Raw genomic sequence first — 23,897 nt, 5'->3', positions numbered from 1 at the left:
ATGACACTCGATCCGGTCCACTTCGACGGCATCGCCCAACTCGCGGGGCGGATCGACCACGGTGCCGACGAGCGCGACCACCGGGCGTTCGCCGAGACCGTCTGGAACGAGTTCCTCGACCCGCTCGTCCAGGACGGGCGGACGATCCTCGAGCCGATCGACGACCGCGCTCGGCGGGTCGTCGACTGCGAGGACGTGGCGCTCTGCGAGCGGCCGTTTCCGACCGAACACGGCCTCGACGCCGGGACGATCAACCCCACGACGTTCAAGAACGGACTGGTCATCGACATCGCGCAGGCGGCGATGAGCGCGACGCCGAGCGACCTCGACTTGCACCGCTCGCGGACCGTCGTCGCGACGGTTCACTCGAACGACGAGACGATGACCGTCGACGAAACGTGGGGCACGTTCGACGAGGAGTACAGCCGGAGCCGGGTCGTCAAGGTGCCACCGCTTCCGCAGTTCGCGGAGGGGATCGTCCACGCGCTCGCGCTGTACTTCGCAGAAAGTACCCACGCCCGCGACCACGCCGCCGACGTCGAGGACCTGCTCGTGCTCGACGGCCCGCTGTACCCGCGTGGGCTGCTTCGCTGGGCCGACCAGCATCCCGATCTCGCCGACTTCCTGATCGAGGATCCGCGGCCGACGACCGTCCTCGAGAACTACGTCCGGCTGGTCGAGGAGTTCGTCGACCGCGACGTTCCGCTCGTCGGCTTCGTGAAGAACCCGGCGACGCGAGTCATCACGCGCGCGGTGAAGGCGAAAGGCGGCGACGCACCCTGGACCGACGACTCGGCGCTGTTCACCCGACTGCTCGAGCAGGGCGAGTACGTCGACGACGTCGAGGGTGACCGCTGGGAGCGAGACACGTCGTCGCTGACGTACACGAACTGGTTTCGCTCCCGGGGCGGCGTCGACCGGCCGCTCTCGGCCGAGGGTGACGCGCTCGGTGTCGACCGCGAACATCCGCGCGAGGAGTACGAGGTGACGTTCTTCGTGATCTACGACCCGCGAGATGACCTCATCTACCGGATCGAGGCCCCCTACGCGTTCACCCGCGATCCGGAGACGCGCGAGCGGCTGACGATGCAACTCCTCCAGAACGTCGCCGTCGCCCACGGTCCGCCGACGATCATCGAGAAGGCCGACGAACTCGCCCGGATCAGCAGTTCGGAGAAGGCGTCGCTCCGCGAAACGCTCGAGACGCGGTTCGAGACGAGCCAGGACCGAAGCTACGACGACCACCGCTGGGGCGAGGAGCTGGACTAAGTTTCCGTCTCGACCTCGAGTTCGACGTCGGCGGGGTCGACGCCGATTCTGGCGAACTGGGTGCGAACGTGTTCTTTCGCCCCCTCGAGTGCCTGGTCCCGGGTGTCGAAGCCGCGCGGCATCGGTGACTCGAACGCGAGGTGGACCGTTCGTCCGTCGATGACCTGGACGCTGCCACCGCTGTCGACCTCGTAGAACTCGTCGCAGATCCAGACGTACGCGGCGTCTTCGTCGGGTGCACCCCGGAACGAGGGGGGCTGTTCCCCGCGCTCGTACACCGTACCCGACAGTTCGGTCCCGCCTGCGCGACCGCGTACGATAAGCATACCACAGCGTACGGTTCGGAGACGCAAAAAGGACCGGGCGAGACTCCCGTTTTGCGAAGCGATCACCCGAACGAAGCGGGCGATCTCGGTCACGTCGCAACAGAGACTCGGTCGGTCTCGGCTGCTGTCCTGTCGACCGGTACCTCGGTCCAGTTCGTCACGGGCCTCGCTGATCCTATTTCGGATGGTTTCGGGTGATAGTGGTCGTCATCGCTCGGATCCTGCGTTCTCATCAAACATCCAACCCAAACTGTTTTGGAGGCGTGTTTATTCATGTTGCACCGCTGTATGCGAGTAATGAGTTCCGACGTTCAAATCGGCGGTGACGGAACGCGGGGGTCTTTGAGCGAAATTCCCGCGGAGTGGTACGAGACTCTCCGTCACCCCCGCCGGATCCGGCTGCTGGAGGTGCTCCGCTCCGGAGAGTCACCGTTCACACTCACGGAGCTTACTGGTGCGGTCGCCCGACAGGAGGCGGACGACGAGGCGGACGGTCAGCTGTACCACGAAGTCCGGATCAGTCTCGTCCACAACCACCTGCCGCGGCTGGCCGAGTATGGAATCCTCGAGTGGGACGACGAAACCGTGGTTCTCGAGGACGACACGCCGCTGCCGCTGCGCGATCTCTCGAGGCTCCTCGAACGCTGTGATGCCCAGGATCGGCTGCTCGAAGTGCTCGTTCACCCGGTCCGGACGCAGCTCTACTCGATCCTCCGGGAACGAGAGCGTCCGGTTTCAGTCGACCGGCTCGCGTCCGAACTCGCCACACGCGAGGCGGGGTCACTGTCGGACCCCGAGGAGGCGAGGATCTCGCTCCACCACAGCCACCTCCCGGCGATGGACGACGTCGGTGCACTCGAGTTCGACCGGGAGTCCGGCACGGTCCGGCGCTCCGATCGATCGACGCCGTCGGTGTCGAACTGAGACGGCCCGCCAAACGACCCCTCACCGCCCCCGCGTTCCGGTTTTCGTTCCAGCTACCGTTGTTCGGACGTCTTCTGCGATTCCGGACAGCGACGCGTGACTGTCGCCCGCTCGAAATATTCAACGGATCCGGAGGGAAACGCGTTTGAAGTCTGGTGCTCATTGGCGTGATATGACGGATCTGGGTGACTTCAACGAGTTCGACACTGGTTCCGAAGCCGATTTGGAGGCGGAATCGGACGAGACGGGGTCACGATCGGCGGACGCGGACCGAGCGACGGCGACGACCGACTTCGAACCGATGGGGGTCGAACCCGACGGCGAGGACGTCGGCATCGGAACGATCTGCGTCTCACAGGGACTTCGCATCGCCGAGGACGAGGACGACACGTCGCTGCGCGCGTACGTCACCCGCGGTAATCGCTCGTCGATTCGAATCGGGAGTTACCTGATCGCGCCGTACCCCGACGGGGCGGCGACCGCCAGTCCGGAGCGTGCCGGTGGGAACGCGAACGGCGAGTCGCTGTTCTGTCGGATCACTGGTCTCGAGTACGCCCAGCAGTACCACGCCGACGACGCGACGGAGATCCACGCCCGGCGCGCGATGCGACGCGATACGGTCGACGAGGCCGACTACAAGTTCGTCGCGTCGCTCGAGCCGGTCGCCATTCTGTACGAAGATGACGGCGAACTCAAGCGGCGGATGACCGACCGCGTTCCCAAACCCCAGACGGTGGTCCGACGGGCGAACGACATCAACGAGATCAAGACGGGGCTGAAGATGCCCGAGGACGGCGTCTTTCTCGGTCACCTCTCCGTTGGCGGCGAGAAGGTGCGAACGGCCGCCTCACCGCCGACGATCGATTATCGGGTGAAAGACGACTACGAGGCCGGCGATCCGCTCGTCTTCCGGCACACGCTGATCGCCGGCGGAACGGGCTCCGGGAAGACCCACGGCGCGAAGAATATCCTTCGGCAGTACCTCGCCGAGGAGCGCCAGTACCCGATGGAAGACGGACGCACCGTCGGCCCGGCCGTCGTCCAGTTCGACCCCCAAGACGAGTACGCCCAGATGCACGACGACAACCCCGACCTGGACGACGAGTACGCGCGCCGGCTCGAGCGCGAGGGGATCGCCCACGGCGGCGTCGCGGACACGACCGCCTTCGTGCCGAAAGTCGGCGACGCCACGTACTCCGCGGGCCACCACCGCGCGGAGCAAGTCGAGTTCACGATCCCGTTCTCGATGTGTCGAACGCGGCCGTGGCTCGTCTCCGGCGGCTCGCTCAACGACAACCAGTACGGCGCGCTCACGTTCCTGATCGACCGCTTCTTCAGGGAGTACGGGAACGACGGCTCCTACGCGGAGTTCAAATCGTTCCTCGACGACCCCGCCCTGCGCGAGGAACTCGACGAGTCCGGGCGCGTCCACGAGGCGACCTACGACGCCGTCCGCCGGCGAGTGTTCGGCTTCGACGACGTCTTCGACCAGGACGCGCGAGCGATCACCGACCTGATCCACGAGTTCGTCCGCCCCGGCGGACTCACCGTCGTCCCGACCTACCACATCTCGGATACGCGAGCGACCGAGGCCGTCGTCCTCGCACTCTCCTCGCTGCTGATCGACGAGAAACTCTCGAACGACCCGACCCACGACCGGATCAAGGAGACGCCGCTCGTGCTCGGGATGGACGAGGCCCACAACTTCCTCACCGACGCCGACAGCGTCCAGGCACGGAAGGTCATCACCAAGTTCGCCGAGGCCGCCAAACAGGGCCGCAAGGAGCGACTCGGCCTCTTCCTCATCACACAGGACCCCCAGGACATCGACGACGCCGTCTTCAAACAGATCAACACCACCGTCGTGCTCAACCTGGGCGACGAGGACGCCATCAAGAGCGTCAACATCCCGAGCAACCTCGAGTCGAAGGTGCCCTACATGGAGAAAGGACAGATGGTGGTCTACTCGCCAGACAACTCCGAACCCGTCGAGTTGATCGGCCTCTCGAACTGCCTGACCCGCCACGGAAGAGACTGAGCGAGGGTGATCGGCGAGCAAACGGCGAGCAGACGACACCGGAGGTGATCAGACGACGATCCGATCCGTCTGCTCGCCGTACGCCGAGTAGATCGAGACGAGTTCGTCGTACATTCGCTCGTCCAGGACCTCGAACTTGTCCGCAACGCTGTTGAACCGCTCGAGCGGCGGTAGATGACGCTGGCCCCACCAGACCGGGTGGGTCAGTATCTGTAAGCGGTCCGCCGCGGCGTTCTCGGTGATCGACTCGATCGGGTTTCCTTCCCGCCACCGGCCGCTCGAGTCCGAGATGTACGCCGACAGCAGGTCCGGGTTGTAGGCGTTGACCATCCCTGCAATCGTCCGCGGCCCCTCGAGAACCCGCTCCGACGGTCGGTGAAACGAGAGCGACGTGATCGGCTGGATGTCGATCGCTTCCAGTCGGCGCTTGTCCTCCTCGATCTGTCGCAACTCAGCGCGGGAGAGTCCGTCGGCGGACGCGTCGACGCCACCCGGCGCCGCGGGATCGAGATCACAGTGGAGGGCGATCTCGTGACCGAACTCGTGGATGAGGTGCAGGAGATCCTTCTCCTCCTCGATGTTGTACAGCGGCGAGTCGGGGATCACCATATACGTCGACCGAACGCCGAGTTCGTGTTCGACTTCCGCCATCTCGACTGCTCGCTCGAGACAGACGTCGACGTCGTGTCGAACGAACGCCACGCGCTCGCCGGTCGGTCGGCGCGACTGGTACTCCGAGAGCGTCCGAAGATCGAAGTTCGTCTGGAGCGTCCGGAGCAGCGTCCGGTAGTAGTCGTAGCTGAAGTCCTTCGCCCAGCCGTCGGTGCGCACCTGGTCGGTACGGTCGGTGCTACTACTCATCGGCGCTCACCGACCGGAAGCGGTCGTACGTGCCCTCGGCACCGACGTTCATCAGCACGTCGACGATGGACAGGTTCGGGACGAAATCGTCGAAGCGCTGCTCGTACCGGGGGTGCTCGATGGACTGGTACTCGAGGGCGATGTCGGCCGCCTCGAACCGGTCGTGGTCGTTGTACGAGCGGGCACCCTCCCCGGAGAAGTACCGGTCGGCGTCGACTGCCTCGCAGAGTCGGACGATGCGCTCGCTCTTCGTGGCGTCGACGTCGAGCGTCGACGCGCGAACGAACTCGCACTCGAGTCCGATCCGTTCGGAAAGCTCCTGGATCAGGTGAACGTTCAACTCGCACAGCGACTCCCACGAGCGCGCGTACGTCTCCGCGAAGAACTCGGCGAACTCGTCGTAGTGTGCGGCGCCGCCGTAACTCGCCTGGAGACTCTTGCGGTGTTTGTCGGCCCACCTGTCGCCCGCGATCTCGACGTCCGCGATCGATTCGTTCGAGCCGTGGACCGGGACGGTGAGCCACGTCCAGCCGTCGGGCGTCTTGATCTTGTTCCGGTTGATCCAGGAATCCGACGAGTACTCGACGTCGTCGAGGAGGACGAAGACGTCGCTCCGGTGGATCTTCTGGAAGTAGCCGAACCAGGGCAGGTAGTTCGGCTGGTGGATCGCGACGGTCCGATCGCGTCCGGCCGAAACCGGCGACCGAGCGTTCGACTCGAGCGACTCCGACGGCGCGTGACCGACGTCGCCCGGTTGACTCGGTTCTTCCTCCACTACGTCATCCATCGATACTCACCCCGATGGCGGTCTCGCCCGAGCGATAGGCGGCGCTCGAGGCGCGATTCGTCGTTTCGAACGGTACCACCGTTCCACCCGTTACCCCTCGAAGTGCGCGATCTGCGGCGGAACGACCGACACCGGTCGCCCCACGTTCCGTCCGCTGACTAACTCGCAACTCCTTCACTCTCATTGATACTCCAATCGAGAAGAACTGTTCCGGAACTATTGTTAAGCGCTCGAGAAATAGCTGCCGAGCGGCAGATACGACCGCATACCGTTCGGAGTACCGGAACGTACCGAACCGTATCGATCGGATACGTTCGAACGAACGGGCCGTAGGCGGTCGCTACTCCCCTCCACTCTACTTCAAACACGACGCGCCCCCGTCCGTAGCGGGCGCTTACGGTCGCACGAACAGTCGTTCGAAGAAGTCAACGACCTCCTGCGAGAGTTCGTCGTGCGTCCCGAGGAAGAAGTGATCGGCCGGCAGCGATACCACGTCGTCCCCTCGCTCGCGGGCCCGCTCGACGACCGGTTCCCAGTCGACGGTCGTGTCCCGCTCCCCGTAGAGTATCAGCGCCGGCGACTCGAGCGTCGAGAGTGCCTCGACGGCGTCGAGATCCTCCTCGAGCGTCGCTGTCGGCGCGAGGGCGGCGACGCCCGCGACCGGTCGGTCGACGGTCGCCGACGCGAGCAGCGCTTGCGACGCCCCGAAACTGTAGCCGAAGACGCCGATCGGGCGGTCGTCAGCGCCCTCCCCGTCGTCCCGGTCCGCGGCCCACCGGATCGCGTTCCGGACGTCCTCGCGCTCGCCGTAGCCGTCGTCCCACTCGCCGTAGTCGAACCGGAGGCAGGCGATTCCGGCCTCGCGGAGGGCCTCGCTCACGGCCATCAGCCGCTGGTCCGTACGAGAGCCGCCGTGCTGGGGGTGTGGCGGGCAGGCGATTACGATTGCATCCACCTCGTCCGCCGTCTCGGGTTCGTCTAGCGTGGCGCGAACGTCGCGGCCGCCGGGTATCAGGACGTCGGTCATGGCTAACCGTTGTTCCGGATCTGTAACAGTCGTTGTGAATACTGCGGATCGGTTCGGCGCCGTGACGGGACCCCACGACGGGACTCACGTAACGTCGACCGACCGAACCTCGAGTTCGTCGTCGACGATCACCGTCACGGTCCCCGTTGCTCCCTCGACGTCGACCGCGACTGTCGGCGGATTCTGCGACTCGAGTTGCGGCGGGAGTCAGTCCGACGGCCTCGAGAAGCGAACCGTTCAAAACGACGACACAGACGAGCGCTCGGCCCTGAGTTGCCGATCGACTGTCGCTGATGTGATGTTTTTAAGGGCGGCGAACGATAGCTAGGCGTATGGGCATCCTCTCTCGGACCTCCTACGTCATTCGATCGAAGATCAACTCGGTGCTCAACCGGGCCGAGGATCCGACCGAGACGCTGGATTACTCCTACGAGCAGATGCGCGATCAGCTCCAGGAGGTCAAGCGCGGTATCGCCGATCTCACCACCCAGAAGAAACGCCTCGAGATGCAGAAAAAGCGCCTCGAGGAGAACGTCGACAAACACAACGAGCAGGCCCGAACGGCCGTCCAGCAGGACCGAGAGGACCTGGCGCGGCGCGCCCTCGAGAAGAAGAAGACGAAGATGAACCAGATCGAGGATCTCGAGCGCCAGATCTCGGAGCTCCAGAGCCAGCAGGATCAACTCATCGAGCAGAAGGACGAACTACAGAACCGCATCGAGGAGTTCCGCACCAAGAAGGAGACGATGAAGGCCCGCTACGAGGCCGCCGAGGCCAGTTCCACGGTGTCGGAGGCGATGACGGCGACCGGCGACGAGTTCGAGGACGTCGGCCGCGCCATCGAACGCGCCGAAGAGCAGACCGAGGACATGGAGGCCCGCGCGTCCGCACTCGACGAGCTCCACCAGACGGGCGCGTTCGACGACGTGCTCTCCGACAAGGATCAGATCGACCGCGAACTCGAGGAGCTCTCGACCGACAGCGGCGTCGAGGCCGAACTCGAGACGCTCAAATCGGACGTCGGCGGCGACTCCGGGGCCGAAGCCGACTCCGAGCCGGAGGAGGTCGAGGAATCCGAACTCGAGGAACTCGAGGCCGAGGTCGACGACAACGAGATCGACTCCGAACTCGAGGAGCTTCAGGAAGAAGAGAACGCGTAGCGGCCGACCGGGGGCTCGGTTTGCCCCGCGGTCGTCGGGAACGTCAGCTATCCGGATTTTCACGAAACCCAACCGATGGGAACTGCTACCACCTAGGCTGTAATACGGTCGCATATGGTGGCCGAATCAGATATCGAAGCGCTCTCGCTGACCGAGCAGGTGGTGCTGTGCGCCGTCGCCGAGGCGAGTCAGGACGACGAAAATCCAGTCCAGACACACGAGGTCCGACGCGCGTGTCGGGATCGGCTGGACGAGGTCGACACGGAGGTCGTCGGGACGATCACCGAAGCGGACGTGATGCGATCGCTGTACCGCCTCGAGTCGGAGGGACTCGTCGAAGAGCGCCAGACCGGGGACCGCTCTCCGACGGGGAAGGGACGTCCGGCGTACGAGTTGAACGAGCGGATCGATGCGGTCTACGAGGGGGTTTCGGACGAACTCGTCGACGAGAGGGAGGCGTTCTCGTAGCGCCGTCGCGAACGCCTCACGTCGGCGTTCCGAGGACCGTGATACCGTACTCGGCGACGTCGTCCGGCGATTCGAGGAGAACGACCTCGAACGACCACTGCGAGCCGCCGTCGAGGTCGACCGTGTGGTCGAGGTACGGACCCAGCTGTCGTCCCTCGTCGTCGTAGACCCGAACCCGAACCTCGGCGGTTTCGATGCGATCGTCCTGCTCGTTCTCGACCGTCCCCTGCACGGTCGACCGCCGGTAGTCGTCCTCGAGGCTGAACTCGTGGTCCGCGACGACGAGCGCGTCGAGCGGCGTCACCTGCTCGTGGATCTCCTGTTCCGCGAGTCGGTCGGCCGTGGCCATCTCGGACTCGCTTCGCTCCTCCCCGTCGACGTCGACTGCCCGGCGCTCGTAGACGGGATCGCCGCCGCCCGTTCCGACGTCGTCGGTGCAGCCGGCGACCGAGGCCGCGAGTCCGCCACCGAGCGACGAGAGCACGGCGCGTCGCCGAGGTCGCTCGTCGCTCGTCATCGAAGCGCCCTCCGCGGGAGAGAGACCCGTCGAGGAATCCTGTATCCGATCATAGCAGAGTCGACGATGCGGCCGCATTTCAACGTGGGCCTTGATCCGTCGGCGTCGCGACGGCCGTCCGGCGGTCCAGCCGCCGGAACGTCTTCTCGGCGAGCGCGTCCCGCTCGAGAAAGGAACGGACCGCGAGTCGAACGCGGCGGGACGCGTTACTCCCTGGCGTCCCGCGGCTTGAACCCGTATCGCACGGCGAGCGTCGAGATAACGCGGTCGTGGAAGTACCAGAGGATGGCCACGGCGGTCACGATGATGACGGCGTCCTCGAGTCCGCCCATCAGGCCGAGTGCGACGATCAGGGTCGTCGCACACGCCGCTGCGTGGTTCGTCTTCGTGAGCAACATCGCCGTCGTCGTCAGCATCATCGCGAGCGTCCCGCTCCCCCAGAGGTAGACGACCTCCATGCTGAACGCGGGGTCGGGTCGGGCGAACACCACGTACGCGCTCACCTCGTTACCGAGCAGCGCGTAGGCGATCATTCCGGCAGCGACCGCGACTGCGTGGCCGCCGATGACGTGGTACGGTCCCTCGGCCCGGTCTTTCTCTCCGGTCGCGATCAGGTACGCCGACGGACCCAGGCTCGGAAACAGGAACGGGCGACCCGTCACCAGCGCGATCACCCCAAGGACGGTAAAGTGCAGAAAAACGTTGACCGTTGCACTGTACTCGTCTTTCAGGTCCCACTCGTGGTCAGGATCGCCAAGATCGAAATCAAGCCCGAGCAACGTACCCCGAGTAACGCTACCGATCACTAAAAGCGCTCACTCTGCAGTTATTTTCACCGTGTAGATCGAAGGAGTCGAAGTCGACCGCTCGGTCGGAGTCGTCTCGTAGCAGTTGCCGACCGCGTGCTTTATCGCTTCGAGCGCGAAACGCCGTCGATGAGCGGACAACAGTCGACGCGTCGCCGGTTGCTAACGTCCGGGAGCGCACTCCTTGCGACCGGGCTCGCCGGCTGTGTCGACGATGAACTGGGAAAAGACGACCCCCTTCTGGGCGATCCGGAACCGTACGTGGAAGTCACGCTGGCGAACGATGAGAGCGGCGTTCGCGTCGATCCGCCGATCGCCCACCTCGTCGAAGGGGGGACGGTCGAGTGGGTCGCCGAAAGCGGCTCCCACGACACGGCCGCCTACCACCCGGAGACCCACGGCGACCAGCGACGGATTTCCGAGGACGGCGAACCCTGGGAGGGCTCCGTGTCGCCCTCGAGTCCGTTCGATCGAGAGTTCCACCACGAAGGCGTCTACGACTACGCGTGTCGGTCGCACGAAGAGCGCGGAATGGTCGGGACCATCCTCGTCGGACTGCCGGCACCCGAGGAGCAACCGGGGCTCGAAGCGCCGTCCGACGAGTATCCCGCCGACGCGAGCGACGAACTCGAGAGGTACAACGAACGAGTGCGGGAGTTTCTCGTGGAGGGACACGGCTAGGAAAACCGGCGACGATCACGCCGGCATGCCGTAGACGGCCGCGTCGTACGCGTCGAGGTCGGCCGGCGGTTCGAGAACGACGACCTGGAACGACCACGTCTCGTCGCTTCCCAGACTTCCGGTTCTGTCGAGATATCGACCGATCTGATTGCCGTCATCGTCGTACACTCGCGTTCGGATTTCGACGATCTCGAGGGGATCGTCGCCGGTGTTCTCGACGGTTCCCTGGATCGTCGAGCCGCGATAATCGTCCTCGAGGACGAACTCGTGATCGACGAGGTCGAGCCCCTCCATCGGCGTCGCTTCGACGCGGATCTCTTCCTCGGCGAGTCCCTGTGCCGCCGACATCTCCTCGGCCGTTCGGGGTTCGCCGTCGGCGTCGATCGATCCGCTCTCGAACGTGGGGTTCGCGTCGGGCTCGTCGCCGCTGAGACAGCCGGCGATCGCGATCCCCGTCACCGAGCCGAGCCCCGCGAGGAGCCGTCGTCGACTCGTCGCGTCCGGAACCTGCCTCGTCCCGTTCGCTCTCGAACCAATCAGTTTCACGGTGGTCGCTACGCGGCCGAGTCCCGTTAGTATGATCCCTGCAGCGTCCGCCGTGAGGCTTGCAAGGCCGTTTACTTTCTTCGCTCGAGCCGAACGTACTAGTATGGGGTCTGGCGAAACCGACGAGACGTTGGACTCGTACGGGACGGACGTTAACACGCGCGATAGCACGCTGTACGCGATCGTAGACTGGGTGATGCTTCACGGAAACCGGAGCCTCATCACCGTTGCGCTCACCGTCGGGGTGTTCCTGTTCCTGTTGGCGGTTCACGCCCTCGGGTTCATCTCGTTCGTCAACGACGACACGGTCACGCGAATGGTCGGCGGAATGATCGCGGGGACGTTCTCGCTGATCACGCTCGTCGTCTCGGTCAATCAGATGATCCTTTCGCGGGAGTTCCAGTCGGCCGGCGAGTTCCGCGAGAGATTAGGCGGGGTCATCGACTTCCGTCAGAAGATCGAGGACACGACTGGCGTTGCCGCGACGCCGGCGGCACCAGCCGGACAGCTCGAGTTGCTCATCGAAGAGATCGATTATCGCGCGGATCGGATCGTCGATTCTGTCGCCGACGATCGAAACGACGAGGCCCGAGAGCGCGTCGAACGGTTCGTTTCGAGCGTCAAGGAGCGGACCGGCCGAGCCTCCGAGACGCTGGAGCAGGCGAGATTCGGATCGTTCGACGCGCTCTCCTCGGCGATGGGATACAACGACGCCTGGCAGATTTACGCCGCCAGGTATCTGTCCAATCAGTACGAGGAGGAACTCTCGGAGGAAACTCGCGACGCGCTCGAGGACCTGATCGAATCGCTTCAGCTGTTTAACACCGGCCGCGAACACTTCAAGACGACGTACCTGCAGCGGGAACTGACGCGACTCTCGCAGTTGACGATTCTGCTCGGCATCCCGTCGGTGCTGGCGGCGTTTCTTTTGGGGCTGCTGTACGGCGGCATCGGGGGACCGATGATCAGCATCTCTTACGCCCCGATCGTCGCCAGCGGGCTGATGGCGATCGTCTTCTCCCCGCTCGCGCTACTGTCGTCGTACATCCTCCGAACCGCGACCGTCGCACGACGAACCGCCTCGATCGGGCCGATGATCCCCCAGAAAGACCCCGACGAAGGGCCGTTCGAGGTCAGCCACGGGAAGGAAGCGGAAGCAGAGGCGGAAGCGGACTGACGAAGAACTCGGTCCGAGTCGAACGACGACCGTCTTTCGCCTCCTGTCCGTCTCGTGGTGGGCTTCTCGACCGACGAATCCGACCCCCGCTCCGACCCGGGACTCGGCGCTGATGCCAGCCGTACGTATTTGCCGGACGGTGGCGTACCACGAATCGAATCGATGAGCAGCGATAGCTCACAGCCCGGTGACACGATGGCCAAGCGGAGCGAAGATTCGACGTGGAAGCTGTGGCTCCTCCTCAACGCGAACCGGTGGCTCGTCACCGGCCTCCTGATCGCGTTCGTCTTCGTCGGTCTACTGCTCGTCAGCGAACTGAGCCCCGTCTCGCTGCGAGGGCTCATGGCCGTGAAGGAACCGGTTCACTTCCTCTTCCAGGCGCTCGTGACCGCCATCATCACCGGCGTCACGCTCGTCCTGACGATTAACCAGCTCGTGCTCTCCCAGGAACTGGGCGCCGTCGACGACCAGCGCGAGCGCCTGGACGGCTCGCTCGAGTTCCACGAGGACGTCGAGGACGTGATCGACGCGCCGATCAGCCCGCCGGAGCCGGCGTCGTTCCTGCAAGCGATCATCGTCGCCTCCCAGGACCGAGCCGAGGAGTTTCGCGACGCCGTCGCCGGCAGCCGCGACGAGGAGTTCGAGGAGCGAGTCGACGACTTCGTCGACAACCTCACGACCCACGCGGACTCGATTTGCGGCGACCTGGACGACGCCCAGTTCGGCACCTACGACGTCGTCAAGTCGGCGCTTGATTACAACTACTCCTGGAAGATCTTTCGCGCCCGGCGGATCCGGAACGCCCACGCCGACGAGTTCGACGACGAGGCCAGCGAGGCCCACGACGAGTTGCTCGAGTCGCTGAAACTGTTCGGCCTCGCCCGCGAGCACTTCAAGACGCTGTACTTCCAGTGGGAGCTGATCAACCTCTCGCGGGCGATGATGTACGTCTCGGTTCCCGCGCTGGTCGTAGCGATCTCGATGCTGCTGTTTTTCGACGCGGACGCCGTCACCGGGACGTTGCTCGGCATCGACGCCGTCGTCTGGATCACCGTCACCGCGGCGACGATCGGCGCGGTCCCATTCCTCCTGTTGGTCGCGTTCGTCCTGCGGATCGGGACGATGGCAAAGCGGACGCTCGCGATCGGGCCGTTCATCCTCCGGGACTCGAGTCGCGGCGAGGAGATCGACTACTGAGCGCCGTCCGTCGCACCCCGCCGTCTCCGTCCAGTTCGAATCCGAGCACGTTACCCCGATCGGTCCGTACTCGCAGCCGTGATCGTCGTTATCTGCGGACCGCCGGGGGCTGGCAAGACGACCGTCGCCACCCGCGTCGCTCGCCGACTCGAGGAGCGCGGCGATCCGACGCGACTCCTTCACTCCGACGACTTCTCGAGTCGCACCTACGAGCGGCTGTACGAACGGGTCGCCGAGGGAGCTGACGACGTGATCTGGCTCGTCGACGGCACCTTCTACCGGCGACGGTGGCAGGAGCAGTTCCGCACGCTCGGCGACGTCCGGTTCGTCCTCGTGACCGCGAGCCTCGAGACCTGTCTCGAGCGAAACCGGCACCGCAGGGACCCGATCGACGAGCAGGGCGTCCACGTTGTCTACCGGGAGTTCGACGAACCAGAGGCGGACCTCGAGATCGACACCGACGACTCGTCGGTGACGGAGACGACAGAACGGGTTCTGGACGCGATCGAGACCTGGAAGGGCTGATTCGAGGCTCGAGACTCGAGTCGCCCTACCGCTCCAGCCACCCGGGGAGCGAGAACTCCTCGGGTTTCTGGTCGGGGGCGACCTCGTCAGGCAGTACGTCCCAGCCGAGTTCGTCCTCGCCGGGTTCCGCGTCGTCGAATCCGGGATCCTCGGCGGGTTCCTGGTCGCGATACGCGGCCGGCGGTGCGTCGTGCGCGTAGACCCCCTCGGGATGGTCGACCACCCAGACGTGCATCATACAGGGCGTGCGGCAGGGAAGCCGGAGGTCGCCATCCTGGTAGCTTCCGTCGTACACCTGCTGGTAGTACCACCACGCGAACCGACCCGGGAGGCCGGCGTGGTAGTGCCACGGCGAACAGCGGTCCGGGTCGCCGTCCGGGTGCTCGTGGTGGTGATCGTCTTCGTGATGTTCATCCGAATCGTGGTGATCGTCTTCGTGATGTTCATCCGAATCGTGGTGATCGTCTTCGTGGTGGTGATGATCGTCCGGATCGTGGTGATGATCGCCGTCCGGATCGTAGCCGGGATCGTCCCCGTCGCCGAGAGATTCCGGCTCGCCGTCCGCATCGTACACCGCCGGTGGCGGATCGATCGGTTCGCCGTCGCGAGTCGCGATGAACATGACGCCGATTGAGCGCCAGGTGCGGTTGTCGACGAGCACCGACTCCGGTCGCTCGGGGTCCATGACCGCGTCGTCGCCGATATACTCCGGACTCAGCCAGTGAGACCAGCCGTCGTCGTCGCCATCTAAGGTGTCGAAGTACGGTTTGAATCCCGCGTCGATCAGCGCGCCGACGTCGGGATATCGGCTCTCGAGCGTCTCCTGGACGTCCTCTCGGAGCGCGACCGTGATGGGATGGTCGTCCGCACAGCCCTCCATGCTCGCGCCCTCGCAGTGGCCCATGCTCGGCCGGATCGTCGCGTCGGGGCACCGTCGGGAGAGTCGTCCGCTCGAATCGTCGGTTTCGGTTGCACCTGCGACCCCGGCGCTCGAGAGTGCGATCGTGCCGCCGGTCGCCTGTAACAGCACCCGTCGAGAGAGTCTCGAACTGTCGTCACTGCCGTTCATGCCTGAATTTCTCACGGCAACGATCCTGTTAAACCATATTGGCGATGGACGCGACAGTCGCCGTGGTTGTCGTTGAGCCAGGAGGGGACGCGTCGCAAACGGGATCCGGAGAGCGGAGTACCCGACGCGATCACCGGGTTCGACAGGTATTACGAGGACGACTGTGAAGCGCCACCGAACGATTCGATGGGACCCGTCGCATGGCGCTACCGCGAGACGGTACTGCTGCTCTGTACCCTGGCGTTTTTCGTGACTATGGTCGGTCGGCTGGCGGTCAGCCCGGTCGTCCCCGAGATCGTCGCCGAGTTCGACGTTTCGAACGCGCTCGTCGGGATGGCGATGACGGGCATGTGGCTGGCGTACGCGATCAGCCAGTATCCGAGCGGGATGCTCGCCGACCGGTACGGAGAGCGACTCGTCATCCTCGTCGCAGTTGGCGGAACCGGCGCCTTGAGCCTCCTTCTCGTCTTCGCGCCGCATTTCGCGGTCTTCTTCGTCGGCGCGGTCCTGGTCGGCGGGGCGGCCGGTCTCCACTACAGTGTCGCGACGGCGCTACTGACGCGAACGTACGACGACATCGGGACTGCAGTCGGCGTTCACAACGCTGGAGCGCCGGCAGCGGGCCTGCTCACTCCGGTCGTGGTCGCCTGGATCGCCGCCCGGTACGGCTGGCGACCGGCCGTCGCAATCACCGCAATCGTCGCCGTTCCGTGTTTCTTCCTGTTCGCCTCGCGCGTCCGACCGACGGAACCGCGGCGCCCGAACCAGCCGCTGCGCGAGCGCGTCGTTCCGGAGTCCATGCTGGAGGTGCTCTCGCGCCCCGCGATCCTCTTCACCGGCGCGATCGCCATCGCGAACGACTTCATCTGGCAGGGGGTGGCCACCTTCCTCCCGACGTTCCTCGTCGAGTTTCGCGGCTATAGCACGACGACCGCCGCCGTACTGTTCGGCGCGTACTTCGTCGTCCAGGGATTCCTGCAGATCGGCGTCGGCTCGCTCTCCGACCGGGTCGGCCGAGACGTCGCCATCGCCGTCTGTACGGTCGCGGGAATACTCGGGTTCTCGCTGCTCGTGGTCGGTTCCGGTCTCGCGGCGGTAGCATCCGGGATCGTCCTCCTGGGATTGAGTATGGGCTGGGGCGCCGCGGTGCTCCCACGGTTCATGGACAACCTCGCGGAGGACGAGCGGAGCGTCGGCTTCGGGCTCATCCGAACGGTCTACATGATCGTCGCCTCCGCGGGGTCGGTCGTGGTCGGACTCGTCGCCGACCTGTTCGGCTGGGCCGTCTCGTTCGGCGTGCTGATCGCCATGCTCGCGGTCGTCGGCTGTCTCCTCGTCGCGAACTGGCTGACCGGCTCGCGGTACTGATCGACGTGAGAGAGACGGGTACGTCGACACCACCGGCTCGTCGCGGAATACTACCTAAAATGAATCCGTCGTTCAGAGTCGCCGCAAGGCGACAGTGAAGTCGGTATTAGTTGCGGACGACGTTCGTCGCGCGGGGACCCTTGGGGGCCTGTTCGATGTCGAATTCGATCTCCTGTCCTTCTTCGAGGTCCGGGCCGCCGACGTCTTCCATGTGGAAGAATACGTCATCGTCCGCGTCGTCCGTCGAAATGAAACCGTAGCCGCCTGTGTCGTTGAAGAAATCAACGTTACCGTTTGCCATTACAACCAATCGTACGGGCAGTGCACGGATAACACTTCTGAGGGTCGTGGTACCACGACCGCCGACTCCGTCACTCGAGCGTCGCGCCGGTTCCCGTCCGCCCGAGACCCGCGAGATCGATCTCGCCGTCCGGCATCGGGACGCCGGCGTAGGGATCCTCGTCCAGCAGCAGCGAGCCGTCGAGGTCGGCGTAGTCGAGCAGCGGCGCGAGGTGACAGGCCGCCGCGATGGAGGCGTTCGACTCGCTCATACAGCCACACATCACCTCGAGGCCGTGTGCGCGAGCCGTGTGGATCATTCGCTTCGCCTCACGGAGGCCGCCACACTTCATCAGCTTCAGGTTCGCGATGTCACACCGGTCGGCGATCTGTGGAATATCCTCGAGCGTGATACAGGATTCGTCGGCCGCGATCGGGAGCGACGAGCGCTCGTAGACGAATCGGAGCCCCTCGGGATCCTCGGCGGCGACGGGCTGTTCGACGAACTCGAGGTCGAACTCGGCGAGACGGTCGATCTTCCTGACGGCCTCGCGGGGCGTCCAGGCCTCGTTCGCGTCGACGAACAGGCGGACGTCGGGTGCGACCGAGCGGATCGTCCGGACGATCTCGACGTCGCGGTCGGTGCCGAGTTTGACCTTCAGCGTCCCGTGACCGCGCTCGAGCGCGGTTTCGGTCTTCTCGCGCATCGTCTCGAGGTCGTCGATACCGATGGTGTAGGAGGTCTCGAGCGTCTCCGTCGGATCGAGTCCCCAGTACCGGTACAGCGGCTCGTCGACGCGCTTCGCGACGAGATCGTGCAGCGCGATACTGACGGCACAGCGAGCGGCCGGGTTCCGCTGTACCGTCTCGCGCATGCGGCGTTCGATCCGCTCGAGCAGGAACGGATCGCCGACCTCCTCGACGACCGCGAGCAGGTCGGGGAGGACGGCCGCGACCGTCTCGGGTGTCTCGCCGTAGTGGGCGGACGGCCCGGCGCCACCGACGCCGACGATCCCGTCCTCGTCCTCGATCCGGACGGTCACGACCTCGGCCTCGGTCGCCGTCCCGCGGGAGATCGTGAAGGGGAACTCGAGCGGGAGTGTTCGCCGCTCGAAGTCGGTTTCGAGCGTCATTCGAGCAGTGCCTCCAGCAGGTCGTCGGTTCCGAACCGGATGACGTCGGCCGCCGGCGCGTCGAGCGAGTCGGTGTACTCCTCGACCGCCTGGCGCGCCTCCTCGTCGTCTTCCAGGTCGGCGGTGTTGAGCGCTCCTGCGGTAATGGTGGCGTCCGAGACTGGCTCGGCGAGGTCCTCGTAGAGATCGACGTAGCGCCGAATCGAGGGCAGTTCGAACGATTCGTAGCCGTGGATCGCCTCTTTGCCTGCTTCGTGACAGAGCACCAGCTGATCGGCCATCGCGCCGTGGAGGATGCCGCAGGTGACCGCCGAGTACGCCGGGTGGACGATGCTGCCCTGGCCCTCGACGAAGAGATAGTCGTGCTCGTCGCCCTTCTCGACGATCATCTCCTCGACCGCACCCGCCGTGAAGTCGGAGACGACGCGGTCGACCGGATTGCCCCAGCCCTCGATCATGATCCCTGTCTGGCCGGTCGGGATCACGGCGGCGTCGTAGCCGGCCTCGCGGGCGTCACGAGCGAGTTCCATCGAGACCGTCATTTTCCCGACCGAGCAGTCGGTGCCGACGGTGAGGATGACCTCGGCGTCGACCTCGCCGGCGATACCCTGGCTCACCGTCAGGTCTTCGGGCGGCTTGCGGACGTCCCACAGTTCGCAGTCGTTCTCGTCGGCGAGAGCGGTGAACTCCTCGTCGTTCTCGAGGAAGTAGTGAAGACCGGAGATGACGTCACAACCGTTCTCGAGGGCCATTTTCACGTCGTCGCGCCAGCTCTCGTCGAAGCCGCCGCCGATGGGGGCGATCCCGATCAGCAGGGCGTCGACGTCGGCGTCGACGTCGGCCATCCCCTCGACGATCGGGGCGTCCTGGACGTCTGGAACGTGATCGGAGACCTGGCTGCCGGCGCTGTCGCGGTCGAGGACCGCTTCGACGTCGTAATCACCGTAGCGCAGCACTCCCAGGGCCGTCTTGGCCCGGTCCGGAAACTTCTCGTGGGCGAGAATCGCGATACGCATACCCGGGCATCGGGTGAGCGGCTACTTAACAATAGACATCTCGAGAGCGGTCTGACAGGTCGGTGACAGCACGGTCAGTCGTCGAACGCGTCGGGCCGACGTCAGTCGTCGGGTCTGCCGGACGACTCGAGTTCGACGCGCGTCGGCCGGTCCTCGCCGACGTCGAGCGGGACGGTGCGCTCGGCGTCGCCCTCCGCCTCGCCGGGAACGAGTTCGGCCTCGACCTTCTCGACCAGCAGGTCGACCGCCATTCGGTTCGCGCCCTCGGGGATGATCACGTCCGCGTTCTTTTTGGTCGGCGAGACGAACTGCTCGTGCATCGGTTTGACCGTCTCGAGGTACTGCTCGATGACGCCCTCGAGGTCGCGGCCGCGGTCGACGACGTCGCGCTCGATCCGCCGCAGGATGCGGACGTCGGCGTCGGTCATCACGTACACCTTGAGATCGAGCATCTCGAGGATCTGGTCGTCGAACAGCGAGAAGATTCCCTCGAGGACGATAACGTCGGAGGGCTCGACCCGGACGCGCTCGTCCTTTCGGTTGTGGATCTCGAAGTCGTACTGGGGCATCTCGATCGGTTGGCCCATGAGGAGCGCGTCGAGTTGCTCGCGGAGCAGGTCCCACTCGAAGGCCGAGGGGTGGTCGTAGTTGACGTCAGCCCGTTCCTCGTACTCGAGGTGGGAGAGGTCCTTGTAATAGTTGTCGACCGGGATTCGCGTGACGGCTTCGCCGACCGTCTCGGCGACGGTGCGCGCGACCGTCGTCTTTCCGGCCCCCGTGCCGCCGGCGATGCCGATGACGAACGACGGGATACTCATTACCCGACCCTCGGACGGATCGCTAATGAATGCCCTGATGTCTGCCCGTTCGCAGGCTCGACAGTGGATCGTGGTTCGTTGTTCAGAGTCGTGTGAAATTCGTGTTGCGTACAGGGGAACTGCGTATCACGTCGAGCCATCCACTCTTCTTGCGGTGGCGCGCACTGGTCAGCAGTTCGAGCAGCAGCGAGAACTGCTGACCGATTCCGCGCGAGGGACGAACGAGCGGAGCGCGGCGCACAGCGCCGCGGACGGGCGAACGGCCAGCGGCCGTGAGCCCGCCAGCGAGTGAGTCGGCTGGGGAGGGTGTGGCAATCCCCTGTATTCGTGTGAGCAAGACCCGCCCACGCAAGACCTGCCCCCGTCGATATCATCGCGAAAGTCCCACCCGGGCGGTTGGCTGGTACTGCAGACTCGAGGCCGGACGTTCCACTTGCATCTCGACGGAACAGTTCGGTCTACTCAGAGTCACAGTCCAGACTGGACCAACGAAACCGTAGTGCCAACGACTGTCAGATCACCGTCAGCGTCGTCGTCCAGAACGAGCGGTGGGCGTCCTCGAGCGCCGGCTTCGGGTTCCCGGTCGCGTCGACGGCCGCGGTCGCGTCCGGTTCGAACGCCGACTCCTCGGCGAGCGTCTCGACGACGCCGCGCTGGCCGACCACGTAGAGCCGGTCGCCATCGTAGTCGGCGATGGCCTCGCGACACCGGTCGAGGTGGTCGTCGATCTGGTCGTCGCGGATGCGCTCGAAGCGGGCCTGCGAGAAGCCGCCTTTCGAGTGGTTCCCCTTCACGTCGCTCTCGAACCCGCGATACGAGACGCGCTCGTCGTCTTCGTAGGTTCCGAGTGCGAACAGATCTGCCCGCACGAGCGCGAGCGCGTACCGCCCGTTCGGCAGGAACCACTCGCGCTCGAGCCCGAACCGGTCGTTCCAGGCCGGCTCGAGGTCGGGCTGGACGGGCGACTCGAGCGCGACCGAGACGAGACCGGCGTCGTCTACGCAACAGACGCAGGGTGCCGCGTCGTCGAGCAGGGCGAGTCGGTCGCCCAGCGCGTCCGCGAGGTCGTCCCGAACGGTGTCTGGAACCCCGGTTTCGTCGTCGATGCCGGCGGTGAGGGCACCTTCCGGTTCCGTTCGGATCGACTGTAGCCGGTCGAGGACCTCGGCGAGACGCCCGCCGCGCAGCTCCGCGCGGCGGCGGACGCTGGGACCGCCCTCGTCGTCGTCGAGGCGCTCGAGTTCGCCCTCGAGCTGGGCGATGCGGTCTTCGAGCCGGTTCTGTTTCTCTTCGGCGTCCTGTCTGGCGGTGACCGCGTCGGACCGGCGCTCGGATTCGGCCTCGTACCGCTCTCGCAGCCGTTCGTTTTCCTCCTCGAGTTCGTCGATGCGCTCCTTCAGGGAGGCGCGGCCGAGCAACTCGTCGAGCATCTGACCGAACACGCGAAGCGGGGCTACTTTTAGGTTCCGGCGCCGGGATGGTCGCCGAGATCGGGGCCCGGAACGTCCCAGCCGCCGGCGAACGCGAGCAGTTGCTCGGCGCGCTCGCGACGCGCGAGCATCACTTCGCGAAGGGAGGGCGGGTTCCGAATCTCCGTGTTCTCGAGCATCGGTTCGGGGAGGGCGAGCGTGTTCGTCGGCACGGCCTCGTCGCCGTGGACCGCGAAGTGTTGTGACTCGAGTTTCATCACCAGCGGGGCGTCGAGTCGCTCGAGGCCGTCCCCGGTCGTGTACACCTCCTCGTTTATTCGCTCGTGTTGCTCGTCGTGCATGAGTGCGTGATCCTCGTCGGTTGGAGTCACGTAGAGCCGGCCGAGGTAGTAGCTCCGCGAAAACACCTCGAACATGACAATCGATACCACGACGTGAAGAAACATAACTGTTCGGCGAGAGGTATAAACCCACGTGCTATCAGTGAAATCGTTCGACAACAGTTTCGAGCGACGATCCGTCACGATCTGTCGCTCACGGGGCACAACGGTTCGGACTGAGTCCCGGAACCGGTTGTGAAACCCGTACGAGGGTGGGAGTAGTCAGTCGCTGAAACGGGTGATAAACGGTTTAAACGGTCCGAAACAGTCAGAGTCACCGGACTGGATCGACGAACGGACGGAGACGATACCGGATTGATCAAGTAGTGTACGGCGGCAGCTGAAAGCAGCTTAAACACTCCGGGCGATTCTCAGGTCACGACGGGATCGGTTGAACGATCCGAACGAAGGTCTGACTTTTTAGGAGATTCCTCGGTTGAACACAGTAATGACAGCTACTCGGTCGGTTGTGCTTCTCGTGGCGGTCGCCCTCGTCGGCCTGACGGTGGCACCCGCCGCGAGCGGGGCCTTCGCAGGTGCGATCGGCGCCGACAGCACGACCGAACAGCCGGACGAAGAGGAGGTAGCACCGGGACAGAGCGTCTCCACGTTCATGCAATCGAGCGCGGCGGACACGTCGAACACGGTCGAATCCGAGATGTTCGAGGCGAAGTACGAGGACGCCGACAACGAAACCCGCAAAACGCTCGTCGACGAGCGGGCCGACGGACTGGAGGCAACGCTCGAGTCGCTCGAAAACGAGCGTGACGAACTCCAAGAGCAGGAAGACGAACTCTCGGAGCCACAGTACCAGGCGCGGATGACCCGCCTGACCGTCGAGATTACCGCACTCGAGCGATCGGTCGAACAGACCCAGCCGTTCGCGCTCGATACCGACGTCGGCCTCGATCGACTCGAGTCCATCCGGGAGAACGCCGCCGAACTCAGCGGCGAACAGATCGCGGACATCGCGAAGCAACTGGTCGGGTTCGACGACTACCTCGACAGTGCACCGTTTAGCGACCAGTTGCCTGGCGACGATGAGGAGGACGACGAACGATCCACTCCTGACGAGCCAGACGACGAAGCGCCTGGCGAACCCGAAGACGGTGACACCGAACTCGGCGAGGAAGACGACGGAAACGAATCGGTGAACGACGGGGACAACACGACGAGCGGAGACAACGACACGCCAACCCGTGAAGAGGGCGAGTTGCCGACCAACGACGAAGACGATGGCGACGACTCCGACGAAGACGATGGCGACGAAGACGACGGCGACGAAGACGACGAGTAACGGGCGGTTCGATCGAGGACCCAAAACCGAGTCGCTGCGTTCGGTGCAGTGAGAAGACACGCTTTTCCGCGATGGATCCCAACAATCTATACGATGGACTCCGCCGCCTTGTTGGACCTTCTCGGCAACGAAAACCGGAGACGGATCCTCCGGTTGCTCGCGCGAAAGCCCTGCTACGTGACCGAGATCTCGGAGTACCTCGGCGTGAGCCCGAAGGCGGTTATCGAACACCTGCGCAAACTCGAGGAGGCCGGCCTGATCGAGAGCCGGGTCGACGACCAGCGGCGGAAGTACTTTCATATCGCTCGCAACGTTCGACTCGAGGTGAGCCTCTCGCCGTACGGCTACGTGAGCAAGAGCGCTTACCCGACCAACAGCAGCTTCGACATCACGACCTGTCGTCACCTCGAACTCGACGTTACTTGGGACGAAACCGACGAACTCGACGAGTTGCTCGCGACGCTCGAGGAGTTAGAACAGCTCGAGAACGAACTGTCGCTCGCCCAGCGGTGGGTCCAGCGAAACGTCTGTGACGTCCTCGATCGGATCTCCGACACCGTCGGTGCCAGCCCCGAGAGCCGGATCTACGCCGACGTGCTCGCGAGCATTCGGACGGAGCCAAAATCGGTTACTGAACTCAGCGAGGACGTCGAGGCCCCCCGCGAGGTCGTCGCCGAACTCCTCGAGTTGATGGCCGACGAGGGGATGGTCCGGCGGACGGAACGCGGCTGGGAGCTGGTTTCGAACGAGGTATAATCTCGTACTGCCGGGCACAAGTCGTCGAACGGGTTCGACCGA

At 64.8% G+C, this 23,897-nt stretch carries 26 protein-coding genes; 12 read left to right on the top strand and 14 right to left on the bottom strand.

Annotation, left to right across the window (positions count from 1 at the left end):
• The gene (locus CV102_RS00460; protein WP_148855722.1) at positions 1–1,269 is read left to right on the top strand and encodes a DNA double-strand break repair nuclease NurA; all 1,269 of its coding nucleotides are present in this window, start codon (positions 1–3) and stop codon (positions 1,267–1,269) included.
• Here CV102_RS00460 and CV102_RS00455 read toward each other — a convergent pair.
• A complete protein-coding gene (locus tag CV102_RS00455) occupies positions 1,266–1,595 on the bottom strand; it encodes a DUF7113 family protein (RefSeq protein WP_148855720.1) in 330 nt (109 codons plus the stop codon). The two genes, CV102_RS00460 and CV102_RS00455, sit on opposite strands and share 4 nt — an antisense overlap.
• Before the next feature lie 297 nt (positions 1,596–1,892).
• Between CV102_RS00455 and CV102_RS00450 the strand changes: the two genes are divergently transcribed.
• Both CV102_RS00450 and CV102_RS00445 read left to right on the top strand, forming a co-directional pair.
• Positions 1,893–2,519, top strand: a complete 627-nt coding sequence (locus CV102_RS00450; protein ID WP_148855718.1) for a DUF7344 domain-containing protein — start codon at positions 1,893–1,895, stop codon at positions 2,517–2,519.
• Positions 2,520–2,691: 172 nt separating this feature from the next.
• On the top strand, positions 2,692–4,557 hold the full coding sequence (locus tag CV102_RS00445) for an ATP-binding protein (protein ID WP_148855716.1): 1,866 nt from the start codon (positions 2,692–2,694) through the stop codon (positions 4,555–4,557).
• A gap of 48 nt (positions 4,558–4,605) precedes the next feature.
• On the opposite strand, the gene CV102_RS00440 is transcribed toward CV102_RS00445, so the two are convergent.
• The 3 genes from CV102_RS00440 to CV102_RS00430 form a co-directional block, all read right to left on the bottom strand.
• On the bottom strand, positions 4,606–5,418 hold the full coding sequence (locus CV102_RS00440) for a hypothetical protein (protein WP_148855715.1): 813 nt from the start codon (positions 5,416–5,418) through the stop codon (positions 4,606–4,608).
• Positions 5,411–6,205 (bottom strand): WbqC family protein, encoded by a 795-nt coding sequence (locus CV102_RS00435; RefSeq protein WP_148855713.1) that lies wholly within the window; start codon positions 6,203–6,205, stop codon positions 5,411–5,413. The genes CV102_RS00440 and CV102_RS00435 overlap by 8 nt, the downstream gene beginning before the upstream one ends.
• A 394-nt stretch (positions 6,206–6,599) precedes the next feature.
• Positions 6,600–7,232, bottom strand: a complete 633-nt coding sequence (locus CV102_RS00430; RefSeq protein ID WP_148855711.1) for an alpha/beta hydrolase — start codon at positions 7,230–7,232, stop codon at positions 6,600–6,602.
• A gap of 332 nt (positions 7,233–7,564) precedes the next feature.
• On the opposite strand from CV102_RS00430, the gene CV102_RS00425 reads away from it, so the two are divergent.
• Both CV102_RS00425 and CV102_RS00420 read left to right on the top strand, forming a co-directional pair.
• Entirely contained in the window at positions 7,565–8,392 is an 828-nt protein-coding gene (locus CV102_RS00425; RefSeq protein ID WP_148855709.1) for a PspA/IM30 family protein, read from the top strand.
• A gap of 114 nt (positions 8,393–8,506) precedes the next feature.
• Positions 8,507–8,860: a hypothetical protein gene (locus CV102_RS00420; protein ID WP_148855708.1), complete on the top strand. Its 354-nt coding sequence runs from the start codon at positions 8,507–8,509 to the stop codon at positions 8,858–8,860.
• Positions 8,861–8,876: 16 nt separating this feature from the next.
• Here the strand turns inward: CV102_RS00420 and CV102_RS00415 are convergent, their stop codons facing one another.
• Complete coding sequence (locus CV102_RS00415; RefSeq protein ID WP_148855706.1) at positions 8,877–9,377, bottom strand: FxLYD domain-containing protein; 501 nt, start codon at positions 9,375–9,377, stop codon at positions 8,877–8,879.
• A gap of 206 nt (positions 9,378–9,583) precedes the next feature.
• Positions 9,584–10,156 carry an HPP family protein gene (locus CV102_RS00410; protein WP_148855704.1) on the bottom strand — a complete coding sequence of 191 codons (573 nt, stop codon included), beginning with the start codon at positions 10,154–10,156 and terminating at the stop codon, positions 9,584–9,586.
• A 156-nt stretch (positions 10,157–10,312) separates the two neighbouring features.
• On the opposite strand from CV102_RS00410, the gene CV102_RS00405 reads away from it, so the two are divergent.
• Complete coding sequence (locus CV102_RS00405) at positions 10,313–10,864, top strand: cupredoxin domain-containing protein (RefSeq protein ID WP_187432828.1); 552 nt, start codon at positions 10,313–10,315, stop codon at positions 10,862–10,864.
• 15 nt (positions 10,865–10,879) lie between these two features.
• Here the strand turns inward: CV102_RS00405 and CV102_RS00400 are convergent, their stop codons facing one another.
• Positions 10,880–11,410, bottom strand: a complete 531-nt coding sequence (locus CV102_RS00400) for an FxLYD domain-containing protein (RefSeq protein ID WP_148855700.1) — start codon at positions 11,408–11,410, stop codon at positions 10,880–10,882.
• Between the two features lie 103 nt (positions 11,411–11,513).
• Here CV102_RS00400 and CV102_RS00395 point away from each other — a divergent pair, with 103 nt between their 5' ends.
• From CV102_RS00395 to CV102_RS00385, 3 genes are all read left to right on the top strand, one after another.
• A complete protein-coding gene (locus CV102_RS00395; RefSeq protein ID WP_148855698.1) occupies positions 11,514–12,587 on the top strand; it encodes a hypothetical protein in 1,074 nt (357 codons plus the stop codon).
• Positions 12,588–12,749: 162 nt separating this feature from the next.
• Complete coding sequence (locus tag CV102_RS00390; protein ID WP_148855696.1) at positions 12,750–13,784, top strand: hypothetical protein; 1,035 nt, start codon at positions 12,750–12,752, stop codon at positions 13,782–13,784.
• A 78-nt stretch (positions 13,785–13,862) separates the two neighbouring features.
• Entirely contained in the window at positions 13,863–14,309 is a 447-nt protein-coding gene (locus tag CV102_RS00385; protein ID WP_148855694.1) for an ATP-binding protein, read from the top strand.
• A gap of 25 nt (positions 14,310–14,334) precedes the next feature.
• Here the strand turns inward: CV102_RS00385 and CV102_RS00380 are convergent, their stop codons facing one another.
• Positions 14,335–15,378 carry a hypothetical protein gene (locus CV102_RS00380; RefSeq protein WP_148855693.1) on the bottom strand — a complete coding sequence of 348 codons (1,044 nt, stop codon included), beginning with the start codon at positions 15,376–15,378 and terminating at the stop codon, positions 14,335–14,337.
• 186 nt (positions 15,379–15,564) lie between these two features.
• Between CV102_RS00380 and CV102_RS00375 the strand changes: the two genes are divergently transcribed.
• Entirely contained in the window at positions 15,565–16,746 is a 1,182-nt protein-coding gene (locus CV102_RS00375) for an MFS transporter (RefSeq protein WP_148856524.1), read from the top strand.
• Between the two features lie 106 nt (positions 16,747–16,852).
• Here the strand turns inward: CV102_RS00375 and CV102_RS00370 are convergent, their stop codons facing one another.
• The 6 genes from CV102_RS00370 to CV102_RS00345 form a co-directional block, all read right to left on the bottom strand.
• On the bottom strand, positions 16,853–17,047 hold the full coding sequence (locus CV102_RS00370; protein ID WP_148855691.1) for a cold-shock protein: 195 nt from the start codon (positions 17,045–17,047) through the stop codon (positions 16,853–16,855).
• Between the two features lie 70 nt (positions 17,048–17,117).
• Positions 17,118–18,158, bottom strand: coding sequence for a dipeptide epimerase (locus CV102_RS00365; RefSeq protein ID WP_148855689.1), 1,041 nt, complete (start codon positions 18,156–18,158; stop codon positions 17,118–17,120).
• The gene (locus tag CV102_RS00360; RefSeq protein ID WP_148855687.1) at positions 18,155–19,174 is read right to left on the bottom strand and encodes a DUF1611 domain-containing protein; all 1,020 of its coding nucleotides are present in this window, start codon (positions 19,172–19,174) and stop codon (positions 18,155–18,157) included. The genes CV102_RS00365 and CV102_RS00360 overlap by 4 nt, the downstream gene beginning before the upstream one ends.
• Positions 19,175–19,275: 101 nt before the next feature.
• On the bottom strand, positions 19,276–19,992 hold the full coding sequence (udk, locus tag CV102_RS00355; RefSeq protein WP_148855685.1) for a uridine kinase: 717 nt from the start codon (positions 19,990–19,992) through the stop codon (positions 19,276–19,278).
• A gap of 512 nt (positions 19,993–20,504) precedes the next feature.
• Positions 20,505–21,422, bottom strand: a complete 918-nt coding sequence (locus CV102_RS00350; protein ID WP_148855683.1) for a Vms1/Ankzf1 family peptidyl-tRNA hydrolase — start codon at positions 21,420–21,422, stop codon at positions 20,505–20,507.
• Positions 21,423–21,451: 29 nt separating this feature from the next.
• Positions 21,452–21,838 carry a DUF5802 family protein gene (locus tag CV102_RS00345; RefSeq protein WP_148855681.1) on the bottom strand — a complete coding sequence of 129 codons (387 nt, stop codon included), beginning with the start codon at positions 21,836–21,838 and terminating at the stop codon, positions 21,452–21,454.
• A 412-nt stretch (positions 21,839–22,250) separates the two neighbouring features.
• Here CV102_RS00345 and CV102_RS00340 point away from each other — a divergent pair, with 412 nt between their 5' ends.
• Both CV102_RS00340 and CV102_RS00335 read left to right on the top strand, forming a co-directional pair.
• Positions 22,251–23,099 (top strand): hypothetical protein, encoded by an 849-nt coding sequence (locus CV102_RS00340; RefSeq protein ID WP_148855679.1) that lies wholly within the window; start codon positions 22,251–22,253, stop codon positions 23,097–23,099.
• Between the two features lie 93 nt (positions 23,100–23,192).
• Positions 23,193–23,855: an ArsR/SmtB family transcription factor gene (locus tag CV102_RS00335; RefSeq protein ID WP_148855677.1), complete on the top strand. Its 663-nt coding sequence runs from the start codon at positions 23,193–23,195 to the stop codon at positions 23,853–23,855.
• Positions 23,856–23,897 lie beyond the last annotated feature (42 nt).

This window comes from Natronococcus pandeyae (genome assembly GCF_008122205.1).
Classification (GTDB): domain Archaea; phylum Halobacteriota; class Halobacteria; order Halobacteriales; family Natrialbaceae; genus Natronococcus; species Natronococcus pandeyae.
The sequence above is the reverse complement of the archived record's forward strand: the minus strand, read 5'-3'. Positions and strand labels throughout refer to the sequence as shown.